Annotated in this window: 13 protein-coding genes and 1 pseudogene; 6 read left to right on the forward strand and 8 right to left on the reverse strand. The window is 61.0% G+C overall.

The features are described from left to right. Positions 1-160 precede the first annotated feature (160 nt). Positions 161-952, forward strand: coding sequence for an AraC family transcriptional regulator (locus tag KGB24_RS23395; RefSeq protein ID WP_223413667.1), 792 nt, complete (start codon positions 161-163; stop codon positions 950-952). A gap of 92 nt (positions 953-1,044) precedes the next feature. Here the strand turns inward: KGB24_RS23395 and KGB24_RS29485 are convergent, their stop codons facing one another. Further along, positions 1,045-1,812: a methyl-accepting chemotaxis protein gene (locus tag KGB24_RS29485; protein ID WP_390959830.1), complete on the reverse strand. Its 768-nt coding sequence runs from the start codon at positions 1,810-1,812 to the stop codon at positions 1,045-1,047. Between the two features lie 90 nt (positions 1,813-1,902). Then, a pseudogene (locus KGB24_RS29490) lies at positions 1,903-2,991 on the reverse strand (cache domain-containing protein); the annotation flags it as partial. 444 nt (positions 2,992-3,435) lie between these two features. Between KGB24_RS29490 and KGB24_RS23405 the strand changes: the two are divergent. Both KGB24_RS23405 and KGB24_RS23410 read left to right on the forward strand, forming a co-directional pair. Continuing rightward, complete coding sequence (locus tag KGB24_RS23405) at positions 3,436-4,329, forward strand: PA4780 family RIO1-like protein kinase (protein ID WP_008031309.1); 894 nt, start codon at positions 3,436-3,438, stop codon at positions 4,327-4,329. 164 nt (positions 4,330-4,493) lie between these two features. After that, positions 4,494-5,711 carry an MFS transporter gene (locus KGB24_RS23410; RefSeq protein WP_223413669.1) on the forward strand — a complete coding sequence of 406 codons (1,218 nt, stop codon included), beginning with the start codon at positions 4,494-4,496 and terminating at the stop codon, positions 5,709-5,711. On the opposite strand, the gene cueR is transcribed toward KGB24_RS23410, so the two are convergent. The 3 genes from cueR to KGB24_RS23425 form a co-directional block, all read right to left on the reverse strand. Beyond that, the gene (gene cueR / locus KGB24_RS23415) at positions 5,665-6,078 is read right to left on the reverse strand and encodes a Cu(I)-responsive transcriptional regulator (RefSeq protein ID WP_192420897.1); all 414 of its coding nucleotides are present in this window, start codon (positions 6,076-6,078) and stop codon (positions 5,665-5,667) included. The genes KGB24_RS23410 and cueR overlap by 47 nt on opposite strands. Continuing rightward, entirely contained in the window at positions 6,075-8,468 is a 2,394-nt protein-coding gene (locus KGB24_RS23420) for a heavy metal translocating P-type ATPase (RefSeq protein ID WP_223413670.1), read from the reverse strand. Before KGB24_RS23420 ends, cueR begins: the two co-directional genes overlap by 4 nt. A 162-nt stretch (positions 8,469-8,630) precedes the next feature. After that, positions 8,631-9,014 carry a hypothetical protein gene (locus KGB24_RS23425; RefSeq protein WP_223413671.1) on the reverse strand — a complete coding sequence of 128 codons (384 nt, stop codon included), beginning with the start codon at positions 9,012-9,014 and terminating at the stop codon, positions 8,631-8,633. A 147-nt stretch (positions 9,015-9,161) separates the two neighbouring features. Between KGB24_RS23425 and KGB24_RS23430 the strand changes: the two genes are divergently transcribed. After that, positions 9,162-9,359 carry a cation transporter gene (locus tag KGB24_RS23430; RefSeq protein ID WP_008031318.1) on the forward strand — a complete coding sequence of 66 codons (198 nt, stop codon included), beginning with the start codon at positions 9,162-9,164 and terminating at the stop codon, positions 9,357-9,359. A gap of 220 nt (positions 9,360-9,579) precedes the next feature. Then, positions 9,580-10,776, forward strand: coding sequence for a multidrug effflux MFS transporter (locus KGB24_RS23435; protein WP_223413673.1), 1,197 nt, complete (start codon positions 9,580-9,582; stop codon positions 10,774-10,776). Positions 10,777-10,784: 8 nt separating this feature from the next. Here the strand turns inward: KGB24_RS23435 and KGB24_RS23440 are convergent, their stop codons facing one another. From KGB24_RS23440 to KGB24_RS23450, 3 genes are all read right to left on the reverse strand, one after another. Beyond that, complete coding sequence (locus KGB24_RS23440; RefSeq protein WP_223413674.1) at positions 10,785-10,955, reverse strand: hypothetical protein; 171 nt, start codon at positions 10,953-10,955, stop codon at positions 10,785-10,787. 134 nt (positions 10,956-11,089) lie between these two features. Next, positions 11,090-12,103 carry a zinc-binding alcohol dehydrogenase family protein gene (locus tag KGB24_RS23445; RefSeq protein WP_223413675.1) on the reverse strand — a complete coding sequence of 338 codons (1,014 nt, stop codon included), beginning with the start codon at positions 12,101-12,103 and terminating at the stop codon, positions 11,090-11,092. 29 nt (positions 12,104-12,132) lie between these two features. Continuing rightward, complete coding sequence (locus KGB24_RS23450) at positions 12,133-12,426, reverse strand: putative quinol monooxygenase (RefSeq protein WP_223413676.1); 294 nt, start codon at positions 12,424-12,426, stop codon at positions 12,133-12,135. A 118-nt stretch (positions 12,427-12,544) separates the two neighbouring features. Between KGB24_RS23450 and KGB24_RS23455 the strand changes: the two genes are divergently transcribed. Beyond that, positions 12,545-13,474 carry a LysR family transcriptional regulator gene (locus tag KGB24_RS23455; protein ID WP_223413677.1) on the forward strand — a complete coding sequence of 310 codons (930 nt, stop codon included), beginning with the start codon at positions 12,545-12,547 and terminating at the stop codon, positions 13,472-13,474. The last annotated feature ends 248 nt before the right edge of the window (positions 13,475-13,722 follow it).

Genomic DNA, 13,722 nt, shown 5'->3' on the forward strand with positions numbered 1-13,722 from the left:
GGGCTTGCTCGCGAAGGCGGTGGGTCAGTCGATACATTAGTTGACTGACACTCCGCCTTCGCGAGCAAGCCCGCTCCCACAGGGGGTCACCGATATTGAATAGATGAGTGGCATGGCTTAAGGTCGCCTAATCAGCAATCCCGCGACATAAGGCCAGTCAATGCCGACTAACGGACAACAATCCCTCGAACGGACCATCCCGGCCCTGACCGTGTTGCCGCGTCCGTTGTACGCACGTGCCGAAAGCCTCAACGCCGGTTCATGGACGCCGTCTCATCGCCACGACTGGGTGCAATTCTCCTACGCCATCAGCGGCGTCCTCGGTGTGCATACCGCCGAGGGCAGTTTTTTTGCGCCGCCGCAGTGGGGGATCTGGATTCCGGCGGATCTCGAACATCAGGTCGTGACCTCGATGCGCGCCGAAATGCGCAGCCTTTACGTGCGTCGCGAGGATTGCCAATGGGCGGACGGGCGTTGCCGGGTGTTGGAAGTGACGCCGCTGGCCCGGGAGCTGATCAAGAGTTTTTGTGCGCTGCCGGTGGAATATCCACAGGGCGACAGCCCGGAGGCGCGGCTGGTGAATGTGCTGCTGGATCAACTGGCGAATTTGCCGGAGGTCGGTTTCTCGCTGCCCCTGCCGCGCCATGAACGCTTGCTGGGCTTGTGCAACGAATTGATCGAAAACCCGGAACACAACGTGACCTTGCAGGAATGGGCACAACGATTGGGTGCGTCGGAGAAGACCCTGATGCGCTTGTTCCAGCGGGAAACGGGATTGAGTTTTCGTGGCTGGCGGCAACGAATGCGGCTGCTGTCGTCGTTGAATTTGCTGGAGGCGGGGGACAGCGTGACGAATGCGGCGTTGGCGTGTGGGTATGACTCGACGTCGGCGTTTATTGCGGCGTTTAGAGGGTTGTTCGGGTTTACGCCTGGAGAGTTGTTTCGGCAGTGAGGCCGCCATCGCTGGCAAGCCAGCTCCTACAAGGGATCACGCAAATCCTGTAGGAGCTGGCTTGCCAGCGATCGACCGCGAAGCGGTCGCCGTCAGGTACGGAAACGGCGAACCAACCCATCCAGCTCATTCGACAACCCGGCCAGGCTCTGCGAATCCAACCGCGCCGAGTTCGCCAGTTCTGCCACCAACTGCGCATCGCCATGAATCTGGCTGATGTGCCGATTGATGTCTTCGGCCACCTGATGCTGCTGTTCAGCCGCTGTGGCGATCTGGGTGTTCATGTCGCGGATCACGTCCACCGATTCACGGATCTGCCCGAAGCTGCTGCGCGCTTCACCGATGCGAGTCACCGACTGCTGCGACACTTCCAGGCTCGCATGCATCTGCTGAGTCACCTGGCTGGTGCGTTTGGCGAGGTTGCCAAGCAGGCCGTCGATTTCCGCCGTGGAGTCGGCGGTGCGCTTGGCCAAGGCCCGCACTTCGTCCGCCACCACCGCAAAACCGCGACCTTGTTCACCGGCCCGTGCGGCCTCGATGGCAGCGTTCAACGCCAGCAGGTTGGTCTGTTCGGCGATTGAACGAATAGTCCCGAGAATCGACTGAATGTCGTTGCTGTCACGCTCAAGTTGTTGCATCGACTGCGCCGACTGTTCGATTTCCTGGCTCAGGCGATCAACGCTGGTCACGGCGGCATCAATCTGTTGCTGACCTTCACGTGCCTGGCGCTGGCCACTGTCGGCCGACTCGGCCGCCTGGCTGCATGAGCGCGCGACTTCGTTGGCGGTGGCGACCATTTCGTGGAACGCGGTCGACACCATGTCCACCGCTTCACGCTGGCGTCCGGCCGCTTCGGCCATGTCGCTGGAGACTTGGGTCGAGCTCTTGGAGGTGGCGAGGATTTTGGTCGCGGCGCCGCCGATGCTTTGAATCAGGTTGCGAATCGCCGCCAGGAACTGGTTGAACCAGTTGGCCAGTTGCGCGGTTTCGTCGCTGCCACGGATTTGCAGGTTCTTGGTCAGGTCGCCTTCACCTTGGGCAATGCCTTCCAGGCCATCGGCCACACTGCGGATCGGACGCACGATGACGCTGGCGAAACTGGCGCCGACGACGGCGAAGACCACTGCCAGCACGGCGGCGATGATTGCGATCAACCAGGTCAGTTGAGTCGCGGTGCTCATCACGTCGCTCTGCTTGATCAGGCCGATGAAGGTCCAGCCCAATTGCTCGGAAGGCCAGACGTTGGCCATGTATCGCTCGCCATTGAGCTCGACTTCGACCAGGCCTTTGCCGGCCTTGGCCAGTTGCGCATAACCCTCGCCGAGGCTGCCCAGTGCCTTGAAGTTGTGTTCCGGTTGTTTCGGATCGACCAGTACGGTGCCGGAGTTTTCCAGCAGCATCAGGTAGCCGGTTTCGCCGAGCTTGATCTGTTTGACCAGTTCGGTGAGCTGTTTGAGCGACACGTCGATGCTGACCACGCCACCGTTGGTGCCCAGCTTGTTGTCGATGGTGCGTACGGTGCTGACGTAGGACGTATCATTTTCGGCCCAGTAATAGGCCTCGGTACGGAACGGCTTGCCCGGTTTGGCCTGGGCCGCCTTGTACCACGGACGCTGGCGCGGGTCGTAGTTGGCCAGCTTGGCGTCGTCCGGCCACGACACGTAACCGCCGGCCGCAGTGCCGAGGATCGCGTAGGCGTAGGACGGATGGGAATTGCCCAGGTCCTGCAGGAAGCCGAAGACTTTTTTGTCCGCCTCGCCTTGGGGAACGCTGGCGGCGTCGGCCTTCATGTAGGTCTTGAGGCTGTCGTCGGAGTTTGTGATCAGCGGTTGCTTGGCCAGGTATTCGACGTTCTGGCTGATGCCGTCGAAAAACAGTTGCATGGCATTGCTGACCTGACGGATTTCACGACCGCTGTTGTCGACGAACTCGTCCTTGGCATCACTACGCAAGTTCAACACAACGAGGGTGGCGACCAGCACCACGGGCAGGCAGGCGATGATTGCAAACGCCCACGTCAACTTCTGTTTGATGTTCATCCGCGCTCCAGATTTTCTTGTAGGCCCACGCAGTGCAGATGACTCGCGGAATTATTGGCAGCCGTAAACGTTTTGTTGAACCCGATCCCTTGGGCACGCCATCGTTTTCTGTCGGAACGATCGTCGGACAATTCACTTTGTTACAGATGACTTCGGCTGCTAAAGGAGGAAATTGAGGGCTGTTGAAAAAAATCTTGCGAACGGTAGGGACCGGTATGTCGGATTCTGTCGCAAATCCCCTCGCATCCCTTCTCCAACAAGTGCTGCCGGCTCGGCTATGATCCTTGGCGGTCGATGAGCATCGGCGGGTTTGCCGGGTTTTTTCGGCACATTGTGTGCATCCGCAACGTTCATAGGTCGGTAACCCCTCCCCCGAATGAGTGGATTGCCGTATAACGAATGACTTTCGCGTGTTTGGTAATAAAGGACCCACAATAAAAGCTGATGAAGACTCCAAAACGCATTGAACCCCTGATCGAGGACGGTCTGGTCGACGAGGTGCTGCGCCCACTCATGAGTGGTAAAGAAGCAGCTGTTTATGTGGTGCGCTGCGGCAACGAGTTGCGTTGCGCGAAGGTCTACAAGGAGGCGAATAAACGCAGTTTCCGCCAGGCGTCCGAGTACCAGGAAGGTCGCAAGGTACGCAACAGCCGTCAGGCTCGGGCGATGGCCAAGGGCTCCAAGTTCGGCAAGAAAGAAACCGAAGATGCCTGGCAGAACGCCGAAGTGGCGGCGCTGTTTCGTCTGGCCGGTGCGGGTGTGCGGGTTCCTCAGCCTTACGACTTCCTTGAAGGTGTGCTGCTGATGGAACTGGTGGCCGACGAGTACGGCGATGCCGCGCCGCGTCTGAACGACGTGGTGCTGGAGCCGGACCAGGCGCGCGAATATCACGCGTTCCTGATTTCGCAGATCGTGCTGATGTTGTGTACCGGCCTGGTGCACGGTGACCTGTCCGAGTTCAACGTACTGTTGACGCCGACCGGCCCGGTCATCATCGACTTGCCGCAAGCGGTCGACGCGGCGGGCAACAACCACGCGTTCAGCATGCTGGAGCGCGACGTGGGCAACATGGCGTCCTACTTCGGGCGGTTTGCCCCGGAGTTGAAAAAGACCAAATACGCCAAGGAAATGTGGGCCTTGTACGAAGCCGGCACCTTGCACCCGGCCAGTGTCTTGACCGGCGAGTTCGACGAACCGGAAGAGTTGGCCGACGTTGGCGGGGTCATACGCGAAATCGAGGCAGCACGCCTGGATGAAGAACGCAAACAAGCGATACGCGCAGCAGATGATGCGCCACCGAGCAAAACCGAAGAACCGCCTCCACCGTGGATGCAGTGATCGGTTGACGAAAAACCCGGCTTCGGCCGGGTTTTTTATGAACCGCATAGTTCCCTGTAGGAGCGAGCTTGCTCGCGATGGTCGTCAACGATAACGCTGTAAACCTGACACCCAGCAGCGCTCTCAGGTTTATCGCGAGCAAGCTCGCTCCTACAGGACTGAATGTGAACACCTCCACCCGCAATGCCCGACTGATCATTGCCGCCCGTCTGGTCTCGGACTTCGGCGCGTTCCTCAACATGGTCGCCCTGGCCACCTACGTCTACCTGCTCAGCAACAGCGCCATGAGCGTCGGTATCTTCCTCGCCAGTCGCGTGGGCGGAGGGATTTTCGCCAGCCTGATCGGCACGAGTTTTTATCGCCGCTGGGCCGGGCGCTTGCCGTTGATCGCGTTCGACCTGCTGCGCGCCGGATTGCTGGGTTTGCTGCTGGTGTTGCCAGTCAGCCAGCAAGCGCTTTTGCTGCCGGTGATCGCTTTTGGCCTGGGCTTGGGCAATTCATTGTTCGCCATCGGCCTCAACAGCCAGTTGCCGCACTTGATCGATGGCGAGCAGTTGCTCAAGACCAACGCCTGGATCACCTCCGCATCGTCGGCGGCGATGGTCGGCGGAAGTCTGGTGGCCGGCCTGTTGGTGGCGGCGTTCGGCTTTGAAACAGTCTTTGCGCTGAACGTGGTCACTTACCTGCTGGCCGCGTTGTTCATCCTGCCGCTGCGGTTTGCCGGACCGTCTCCCAGTGCCGGGCCCCATCATGAACGAGGCGAATGGTCAGCGCTGCGCCAAGGTCTGCGCACCACACCGGTGGTGGCTGCGATGCTCGCGGTCACCATGGCCGACACTCTGGGCAGCGCTGCACACAACGTCGGTTTGCCGATCATTTCAAAATTGCTGACACCCGAATCGGCCAGCACCACGCTGGGCCTGATGCTGGCAGTCTGGGCCAGTGGAAAATTGATCGGCGCACGGATTGCCAGTCGCCTGAAAGGCTCGGACAACGTGAACCTGGAGCGACGGTATTTCTTCGGCGTGTTGCTAATGTCCTGCGGCTTTATCCTGATGTTCCAGCAGCAAACGCTCTACGGTTTGTTGTTGTTCTCACTGCCGGCAGGGCTGGGCGACGGCTTCTCGGAAGTCGGCCTGATGTCGCGACTGCAACGTGAACCGGACAACCTGCGCCTGCCGATTTTCAGCTTTCTGACGTTGCTGCAAATGACCGGGTTCGGCATTGGCATGTTGATCGCCGCGCCGTTCTATTCATGGTGGACGCCCGGCGCGGTGGTGTTGTTGTTCCACGGCATTCCCCTCACCACCTTGTTGATGGTGAAGGTGCTCGCGATCAGGGGTGAGCGGGTACGGCGCAGCAACCCGACTCAAGATTTTTGAGGATCGGGCAGTCCGGGCGGTGATCGCCCTGGCAGTGCTCGACCAGGTCCTGCAACGTGTCGCGCAACTGACCGAGTTCGCGGATTTTCTGGTTCAGCTCGTCGATGTGCTGACGAGCCAGTGCTTTCACATCGGCGCTGGCTCGCTGGCGGTCCTGCCAGAGGGTCAGCAGTTTGCCGACCTCTTCCAGGGAAAACCCCAAATCCCGCGATCGCTTGATAAAGGCCAGCGTGTGCAAGTCGTCAGCGCCGTAAACCCGGTAACCGCTGTCGGTGCGATGAGCCGCCTTGAGCAAGCCGATGGACTCGTAATAACGGATCATCTTCGCGCTCAGGCCACTTTGGCGGGCTGCTTGGCCGATGTTCATCGGTTGTCCTCCAGATCCTTGGGTTTCCAGGTTTTCAACAGTAACGCATTGCTCACCACGCTGACGCTCGACAACGCCATCGCTGCGCCGGCCAGCACCGGGTTGAGGAAACCGAACGCGGCCAGCGGAATGCCGATCAGGTTATAAACGAAGGCCCAGAACAGGTTCTGACGAATCTTCGCGTAGGTCTTGCGACTGATGTCCAGCGCTGCCGGCACCAGTCGAGGATCGCCGCGCATCAGGGTGATCCCGGCTGCGTGCATGGCGACGTCGGTGCCGCCACCCATGGCAATGCCGATGTCGGCGGCGGCCAGGGCCGGGGCGTCGTTGATGCCGTCGCCGACCATCGCTACCACGCCGGTCTTTTTCAGTTCGGCGACGGTGGCGGCTTTGTCGGCCGGCAGTACTTCGGCGTGCACGTCGGTGATGCCCAACGCCTCGGCGACCACTTTGGCGCTGCCGCGATTATCTCCGGTCAGCAAGTGGCTGCTGATGTGGCGGGCGCTGAGTTGTTGCACCGCTTGCAGCGCGCCTGATTTGAGGGTGTCACCGAAGGCGAACAAACCCAGCACGGTCGGCGTGGGATTTTGCTCGATCAACCAGGACAGGGTCCGGCCTTCGGTTTCCCATGCGGTAGCAGCGTCGGCCAATGGTCCCGCGCTCAACCCGCTTTCTTCCAGCAGGCGACGATTGCCCAGCGCCAGGCGCCGACCCTCGAGGTTGCCGGCAATGCCGCGCCCGGTCAGGGACTGGCTGTCGCTGACATCGGCCACGGCCAACCCGCGTTCGGTGCACGCATCCAGAACCGCCTTGGCCAGTGGATGCTCACTGCCGCGTTGCAGCGCGCCGGCCATTTGCAGCAGGGCGGCGTCGTCACCGTCGATGGCGTTCAAATGGGCGATACGCGGTGCACCCGAAGTCAGCGTGCCGGTCTTGTCGAACACCACCGCGCTGACTTCATGGGCACGTTCCAGTGCTTCGGCGTCCTTGATCAGAATCCCGTGGCGCGCCGCCACACCGGTGCCAGCCATGATCGCCGTTGGCGTGGCCAACCCGAGGGCGCAAGGGCAGGCGATCACCAATACCGCGACGGCGTTGATCAGCGCGGTTTCCATCGGTGCGCCGTACAACCACCAACCGATCAGGGTCGCCAGTGCGATCAGCAGCACCGTCGGCACAAACACCTGGCTGACTTTATCCACCAGTTTCTGGATCGGTGCTTTCGCCGCTTGCGCGTCTTCGACCAGGCGGATGATCCGCGCCAGTACGGTTTCCGCACCCAAGGCCTGGGTGCGAACCAACAGGCGACCTTCACCGTTGATGGCGCCACCGGTAACCTTGTCGCCGGGCTGTTTCGGCACCGGCAGGCTTTCGCCGCTGATCAGCGCTTCGTCGGCATGGCTCTGGCCTTCGACCACTTCGCCGTCCACCGGGAAACGTTCGCCGGGTTTGACCAGCACCAGATCATTCAGGCGCAAGGCGCTGATCGCCACGTCCTGCTCGCGACCGTCGATGACTTGAATCGCCCGCTCGGGGCGCAAGGCTTCGAGGGCGCGGATGGCGCTGGCGGTCTGGCGTTTGGCGCGGCTTTCGAGGTATTTGCCCAGCAGCACCAAGGCGATCACCACCGCAGAGGCTTCGAAATACAGGTGCGGCATGCGTCCGGCGGCGGTGGCCCATTCGTAGAGGCTCAAGCCATAACCGGCGCTGGTGCCGAGGGCGACCAGCAGGTCCATGTTGCCGGCACCGGCGCGTACGGCTTTCCATGCCGCCACATAAAAGCGTGCGCCGAAGATGAATTGCACCGGTGTGGCCAGGGCGAACTGCACCCACGCCGGGAGCATCCAGTGCACGCCGAACGGTTGCAGCAGCATTGGCAATACCAGCGGCAAGGCGAGGGCGATGGCCATGATCAACACCCAGCGTTCGCGGTGCAGGCGCTGATGTTGCGTGTCGGTTGGCGGGTGTTCGACTTCCCAGACGCTGGCGTTGTAACCCGCCTTGGTCACGGCAGCGATCAGGGTTTGCGGATCGATCTGCCCGAGCAGTTCGAGGTGGGCGCGTTCGTTGGCCAGGTTGACGCTGACGCTTTTGACGCCGGGCACTTTGGCCAGCGCCCGTTCGACCCGACCGACGCAGGACGCGCAGGTCATGCCGTCGATGCTCAACTCCAGACTCTGCTGCGGCACGCTGTAACCGGCCTGCTGCACCGCGTCCATCAACGCCGGCAGGCTGTCGCTGGGCGCTTGAACCCGCGCCTGCTCGGTGGCCAGGTTGACGCTGACAGCCGTGGCGCCGATGACTTTGCTCAAGGCACGCTCGACACGGCCGGCGCAACTGGCGCAGGTCATGCCGGCAATCGGCAGATCAAACGTGGTGGATTCGGACATCGGTCGCACTCCCTGTAGTAGATGCCTACAGGATCAACCTTGCCATGCTGGCAAGGTCAAGCGCCATGTCTCAGATCAAAAGATCGCAGCCTGCGGCAGCTCCTACAGAACTATGCGTACACCTGTAGGAGCTGCCGCAGGCTGCGATCTTTTACAGGCGACTCAATAATCGAGGGCTGTCGCCTTGAGGTACATCCCTTCCTGCGTCATCGCAATCCGGTACTTCAACACATCCCCGGCCTTGAGGCTGATGTTCTGCGAGCCCGGCGCCAGCATGCCTGGGTTGCAGCCCGGCGCCTGGCCCGGCAGCAATTTCAGGCGCAGCGAAACGTTGCCTGGCGGCAGGTTGAACGAGGTGCTTTGTTCCTGAAACAGCCGTGCCGACAGTTGATCCTGGATGTACACGCCGATTTCGCAGTTGGTCGACACTTCCAGGCGCTCGCGGGAAATGATCAACACGCCGTAATCCTCCCCGGCAGCATTGACCGAGGGCACGGCGGCGAAAAGGCTGAGGAAGCCAAACAGGCTGAGAGCTGACCAGCGCATGGCTGAATCTCCTGAGATCGAGTCATAGATGCACGCAGCTTGGCCGAGCGCGACGCCGATTGCCAGCCCGGCAGCTCACTTCAGAACTTGACCTTGCCATGGTGGCAAGCTCGAGACTGTTCGCAATCTCACTAAAGGAGTCATTCCATGCAAGTGTTCAACGTTCAAGGCATGTCCTGCGGTCACTGCGTCAAAGCCATCACTCAAGCGCTGCAAGCCAAGGATCCTGCGGCCAGCGTGCGGGTCGATCTGGCGGCAAAGGAAGTCGGCGTCGAAAGTGCGTTGACCGCGGATCAAGTGATCGCCGCGATCAGCGAAGAAGGCTACGAAGTGAAAGTCGCCTGAAGCAACACGCAAAACCACTGTAGGAGCGAAGCTTGCTCGCGAATTCGGTTTGTCAGACGGCATTGACGTGGCTGACCCACCGCATTCGCGAGCAAGCTCTGCTCCTACAAGGGCCGGCGTTTTTCAGAGTTTTTAATAGTTAGCGAGCTATCGGAATGTTCAAGGCGTCGATGCGCGGCTAGACTGTGTGCCCGCCGACCTCCGTCCCACTGGATACCCGATGAACTTCCGTACCATTTTGATTCTTGGCGCACTGAGCGCTTTTGGCCCGCTGGCAATCGATTTCTATCTGCCGGCGTTTCCGGCCATGGCGCTGGCGTTCGGCACCGATGAACAGCACGTTCAACTGACGCTGGCGGCGTATTTCCTCGGTTTGTCCATAGGTCAGCTGATGTACGGCCCGGTGGCGGATCGTTTTGGTCGGCGTATTCCGTTGCTGACGGGGGTCGGTCTGTTCACCATCGCTTCCCTGGCGTGCGCCTACGCGCCGAACCTGGAATGGCTGCTAGGTGCGCGGTTCGTCCAGGCGCTGGGCGGTTGTGCGGGGATGGTGATTTCAAGGGCGATCGTCAGTGACAAATGCGATGCGGTGGGCTCGGCGAAAGTCTTTTCACAACTGATGCTGGTCATGGGCCTGGCACCGATTCTCGCGCCGATGCTCGGCGGGTTGCTGGTCAACACCACGGGCTGGCAATCGATCTTCCTGGTGCTGACCGGTTTCAGTGCACTGGCCGGGCTGGCCGTGGCGCTCGGCTTGCCGGAAAGCATGCCGGCGAATATGCCACGCCAGCCCTTGTCAGGCGCGTTGCGTCAGTACGGTCGGCTGTTGTCGGATCCGGTGTACCTCGGCCACGCCCTGACCGGTGGCATCGCCATCGCCGGGATGTTTGCCTACATCGCCGGTTCGCCGTTCGTCTTCATCAAACTCTACGGCGTGCCGGCCGAGCACTTCGGCTGGTTGTTCGGCACCAATGCGGCGGGGTTCATTCTGGTGGCGCAGGTCAACGCACGGTTGCTGGCCAAGCGTGGCCCGGCGTTCCTGCTGGCGCGCACCGTATGGATCTACCTCGCGGCGGGCCTGACGCTGCTCGCGGTCAGTTCACTGCACACCGAGCAATTGTGGCCATTGCTGATTCCGCTGTTTATCTGCATCGCCAGCCTCGGTTGCATCCTGCCCAACGCCTCGGCTTGCGCCATGAACGGGCAGGGCGCGCGCGCGGGCAGTGCGTCGGCAATGCTCGGTTGCCTGCAATTCAGCGTCGCCGCCGGAGCCGCGTCGCTCGTGGGTATTTTGTACGACGGCAGCGCCATGCCGATGGCCATGGTCATCAGCCTGTGCGGAGTTCTGGTGGTGAGCATAGCGATGCTCACCCGGCGTCTGCAAAATGCCCGGGCATTGGTAAAAGCCCAGGTATGAGGAAGGTCTCAGCCGGCAGCGCGTTGCTGCTGGACGGGAATCTGATGAGGGGCGTGCAATCGTGCTTCGAGGGTTCGGGTGAACGCGCGCGCTTCGGCTTCGCTACGGAATGTCACCGCGTGTTGGTCCAGGCGGACCTGCCACTGGGATTTTGCCAATTCTTTTATCAGGATCTTCATTGCTGACCTCCTCGGTTAAAAGATTGCATCGCAGAGGACACGATTGTAGACCCGAATAGGATCGCAATGATGACAACGGTCAACCTTCGGACTGACGGTGTCGTCCATTCGGACGACACTTGTATCAATCTGTTTCAGAAGCCTTCGAGGACAATCTTGCCCTTGGACTTGCCGCTCTCCAGCAGCTCATGCGCACGTCGCAAATTCGCTGCATTGATCGTTCCGAAGTGCTCGCCCACCGTGGTTTTCAACGTCCCGGCATCGATCAGCGCCGCCACGCGATTGAGCAGTTTGTGTTGCTCGATCATGTCCGCCGTTTCGAACAGCGAGCGGGTGTACATGAACTCCCAGTGCAGCGACAGGCTCTTGCGCTTGAGCTTGGTCACGTCCAGCGCCTTCGGGTCATCGATCAGCGCCAGTTTGCCCTGCGGCGCCAACGCCTCGACCAATTGATCCAGATGCTGATCGGTCTGGGTCAGGCTGGCGACGTGGGTCACCGAGTTCGCGCCTGCACGTTTGAGTTCTTCGCTCAGCGGTTGGCTGTGATCGATCACCAGATCGGCGCCCAGCTCACGCACCCAGCTCTGGGTTTGCGCACGGGACGCGGTACCGATGACCTTCAGCCCGGTGAGCTGACTGGCCAGTTGCGTAAGGATTGAACCGACACCGCCGGCCGCACCGACGATCAGCAGACTCTGGCCTTCATCGGTGTTGCCTTCGCGCACTTGCAGGCGTTCAAACAACAATTCCCACGCGGTGATCGCCGTCAACGGCAGCGCGGCGGCTTCGGCGAAACCGAGGGTTTTCGGCATGTGGCCGACGATCCGCTCGTCCACCGCGTGCAGCTCGCTATTCCCGCCGGCGCGGGCAATGGAGCCGGCGTAGAACACCTTGTCGCCGGCCTTGAACAACGTCACTTCACTGCCGACCGACTTGACCACACCGGCCACGTCCCAGCCCAGCACTTTGGCCGCGCCACCTTCAGGCTGCACGTTCTGGCGGACTTTGGTGTCCACCGGGTTGACCGAGATTGCTTTGACTTCCACCAACAGGTCGCGCGGGCCGGCGACCGGTTCTGGCAGTTCGATGTCTTGCAGGGAGTTGGCGTCGCTGATCGGCAACGAGGCGTAATAGGCAATGGCTTTCATGAAGGGCTCCACAACAGTATTTAAGAAAATCAGGCCACGACACGCAGGCGTTTGAGATCGAAGTGTTCGATCAGGTCGCCGGCTGTGGCGCGAAAGTGCTGGATGTGTGCGCTGGCGTCATGGGCTTGCAGCGCTTCGTCGCTGCTCCATTGCTCGATCATGTAGAAGGCCAGCGGATTGGCCAGGTCCTGATGCAGGTCGTATTGACTGCAACCGGCTTCGGCGCGGGTCGGTTCCAGCAGTGCACGCAGGTGCTGTTCGAGTGCGTCTTGCTGACCGGCTTTGGCGATCAGGGTGGCGATGGCGGTAAACGGCTGGGACATGTTCGACTCCGATAACGGGGTGATTTCGATGGGGCAGATGATTGGCTATTTCTCTGCAAGATAAAACCCGCTAAAAGAGCAGTCTCTTTCAATATTTTTTTGATAATCGAGGCTGGAAATGCTGCGTTTCGATGACTTGCAGTTGTTTGTCCGGGCGGCGGACCTGGGCAGTCTGTCGGCGGCGGCGCGGGGGATGGACATGTCGGCGGCGGTGGCCAGTGCGGCGTTGAAACGTATCGAACAGCAACTCGGTGCGCGGTTGCTCGCCCGTTCCACCCGCAGCCTGCGCCTGACCGCCGAGGGCGAGGGGTTTCTCGAATACGCCCGGGCGGCCCTGAGCAACCTCGATGAGGGTCGCCGCTTGCTGGCCAGCGGTCAGGACCAGGTCAGCGGAGTGTTGCAGCTGTCGGCACCGTCGGATTTCGGTCGCAACCTGTTGCTGCCGTGGCTGGACGAGTTCCAGCGCGAGCATCCGAAGCTCACGGTGCGCCTGCTGCTGGGCGACCGCATCGCCGACCTATTCCGCCAGCCGGTGGACATCGCTCTGCGCTACGGCGAGCCGGAAGACTCAAGCCTGGTGGCGCTGCCCATCGCACCGAACAACCGCCGCGTGCTGTGTGCCGCGCCGAGCTATCTGGCCCGACACGGCGAGCCCCGGCAACTGGAACAACTGGCGCAGCACAATTGCCTGCTGTTCATGCTTGGCAGCCGGGTTCACGATCACTGGGGTTTTCACGATGGCAAACGCGAAGTCAGCCTGACCGTCAGCGGTGACCGTTTCAGTGATGATGCCGATGTGGTGCGCCTGTGGGCCGTGGCGGGTGCCGGGATCGCCTACAAATCCTGGCTGGATGTCGCCGCCGATGTGTTGGCCGGTCGCTTGAAAGTGCTGATGCCGGAGCTGGTCTGTGAGCGCGCACCGCTGAATTTGTTGTGCGCCCATCGCGCACAATTGAGTAAGCCGGTGAACCTTTTGCGGGAAATGCTCGCCAGCCGATGCGCCGGTTTAAGTAGTCAATTTCCCGTGTTGGCGGTCACCGATCATTAGTCGCAGGTAAATAGCGAAATTTCACTCAGAAACTATCACCACCAAGGGTTTTCAGAGGGCAGGAACCGACGGTTAACACGCATATACTAGCGCTCGCCTCAGGTACGCACGGTCGATCTCGCCTTGGCGAGTCCGCGTTCGAGTCGGCCAGGCCCGCAGTCGATCGCCGAGCCTTTGCAAAACCCTCAAGGCAATGGCTTGTGTGAGTGGGTGGCTTTGCCCGGTTTGTCGCGGTTTCCGCGTCTTGG

The sequence above is a fragment of the Pseudomonas sp. BF-RE-25 genome, assembly GCF_019956105.1.
GTDB lineage: Bacteria > Pseudomonadota > Gammaproteobacteria > Pseudomonadales > Pseudomonadaceae > Aquipseudomonas > Aquipseudomonas migulae.

Coding starts and splice junctions, on each gene's coding strand:
- KGB24_RS23395 (WP_223413667.1), top strand. CDS start 161: ATGCCGACTAACGGACAACAATCCCTCGAACGGACCATCCCGGCCCTG.
- KGB24_RS23450 (WP_223413676.1), bottom strand. CDS start 12,426: ATGTCCCAGCCGTTTACCGCCATCGCCACCCTGATCGCCAAAGCCGGT.
- KGB24_RS29485 (WP_390959830.1), bottom strand. CDS start 1,812: ATGGCCGAAGCGGCCGGACGCCAGCGTGAAGCGGTGGACATGGTGTCG.
- KGB24_RS23455 (WP_223413677.1), top strand. CDS start 12,545: ATGCTGCGTTTCGATGACTTGCAGTTGTTTGTCCGGGCGGCGGACCTG.
- KGB24_RS23425 (WP_223413671.1), bottom strand. CDS start 9,014: ATGCGCTGGTCAGCTCTCAGCCTGTTTGGCTTCCTCAGCCTTTTCGCC.
- cueR (WP_192420897.1), bottom strand. CDS start 6,078: ATGAACATCGGCCAAGCAGCCCGCCAAAGTGGCCTGAGCGCGAAGATG.
- KGB24_RS23440 (WP_223413674.1), bottom strand. CDS start 10,955: ATGAAGATCCTGATAAAAGAATTGGCAAAATCCCAGTGGCAGGTCCGC.
- KGB24_RS23445 (WP_223413675.1), bottom strand. CDS start 12,103: ATGAAAGCCATTGCCTATTACGCCTCGTTGCCGATCAGCGACGCCAAC.
- KGB24_RS23420 (WP_223413670.1), bottom strand. CDS start 8,468: ATGTCCGAATCCACCACGTTTGATCTGCCGATTGCCGGCATGACCTGC.
- KGB24_RS23405 (WP_008031309.1), top strand. CDS start 3,436: ATGAAGACTCCAAAACGCATTGAACCCCTGATCGAGGACGGTCTGGTC.
- KGB24_RS23435 (WP_223413673.1), top strand. CDS start 9,580: ATGAACTTCCGTACCATTTTGATTCTTGGCGCACTGAGCGCTTTTGGC.
- KGB24_RS23430 (WP_008031318.1), top strand. CDS start 9,162: ATGCAAGTGTTCAACGTTCAAGGCATGTCCTGCGGTCACTGCGTCAAA.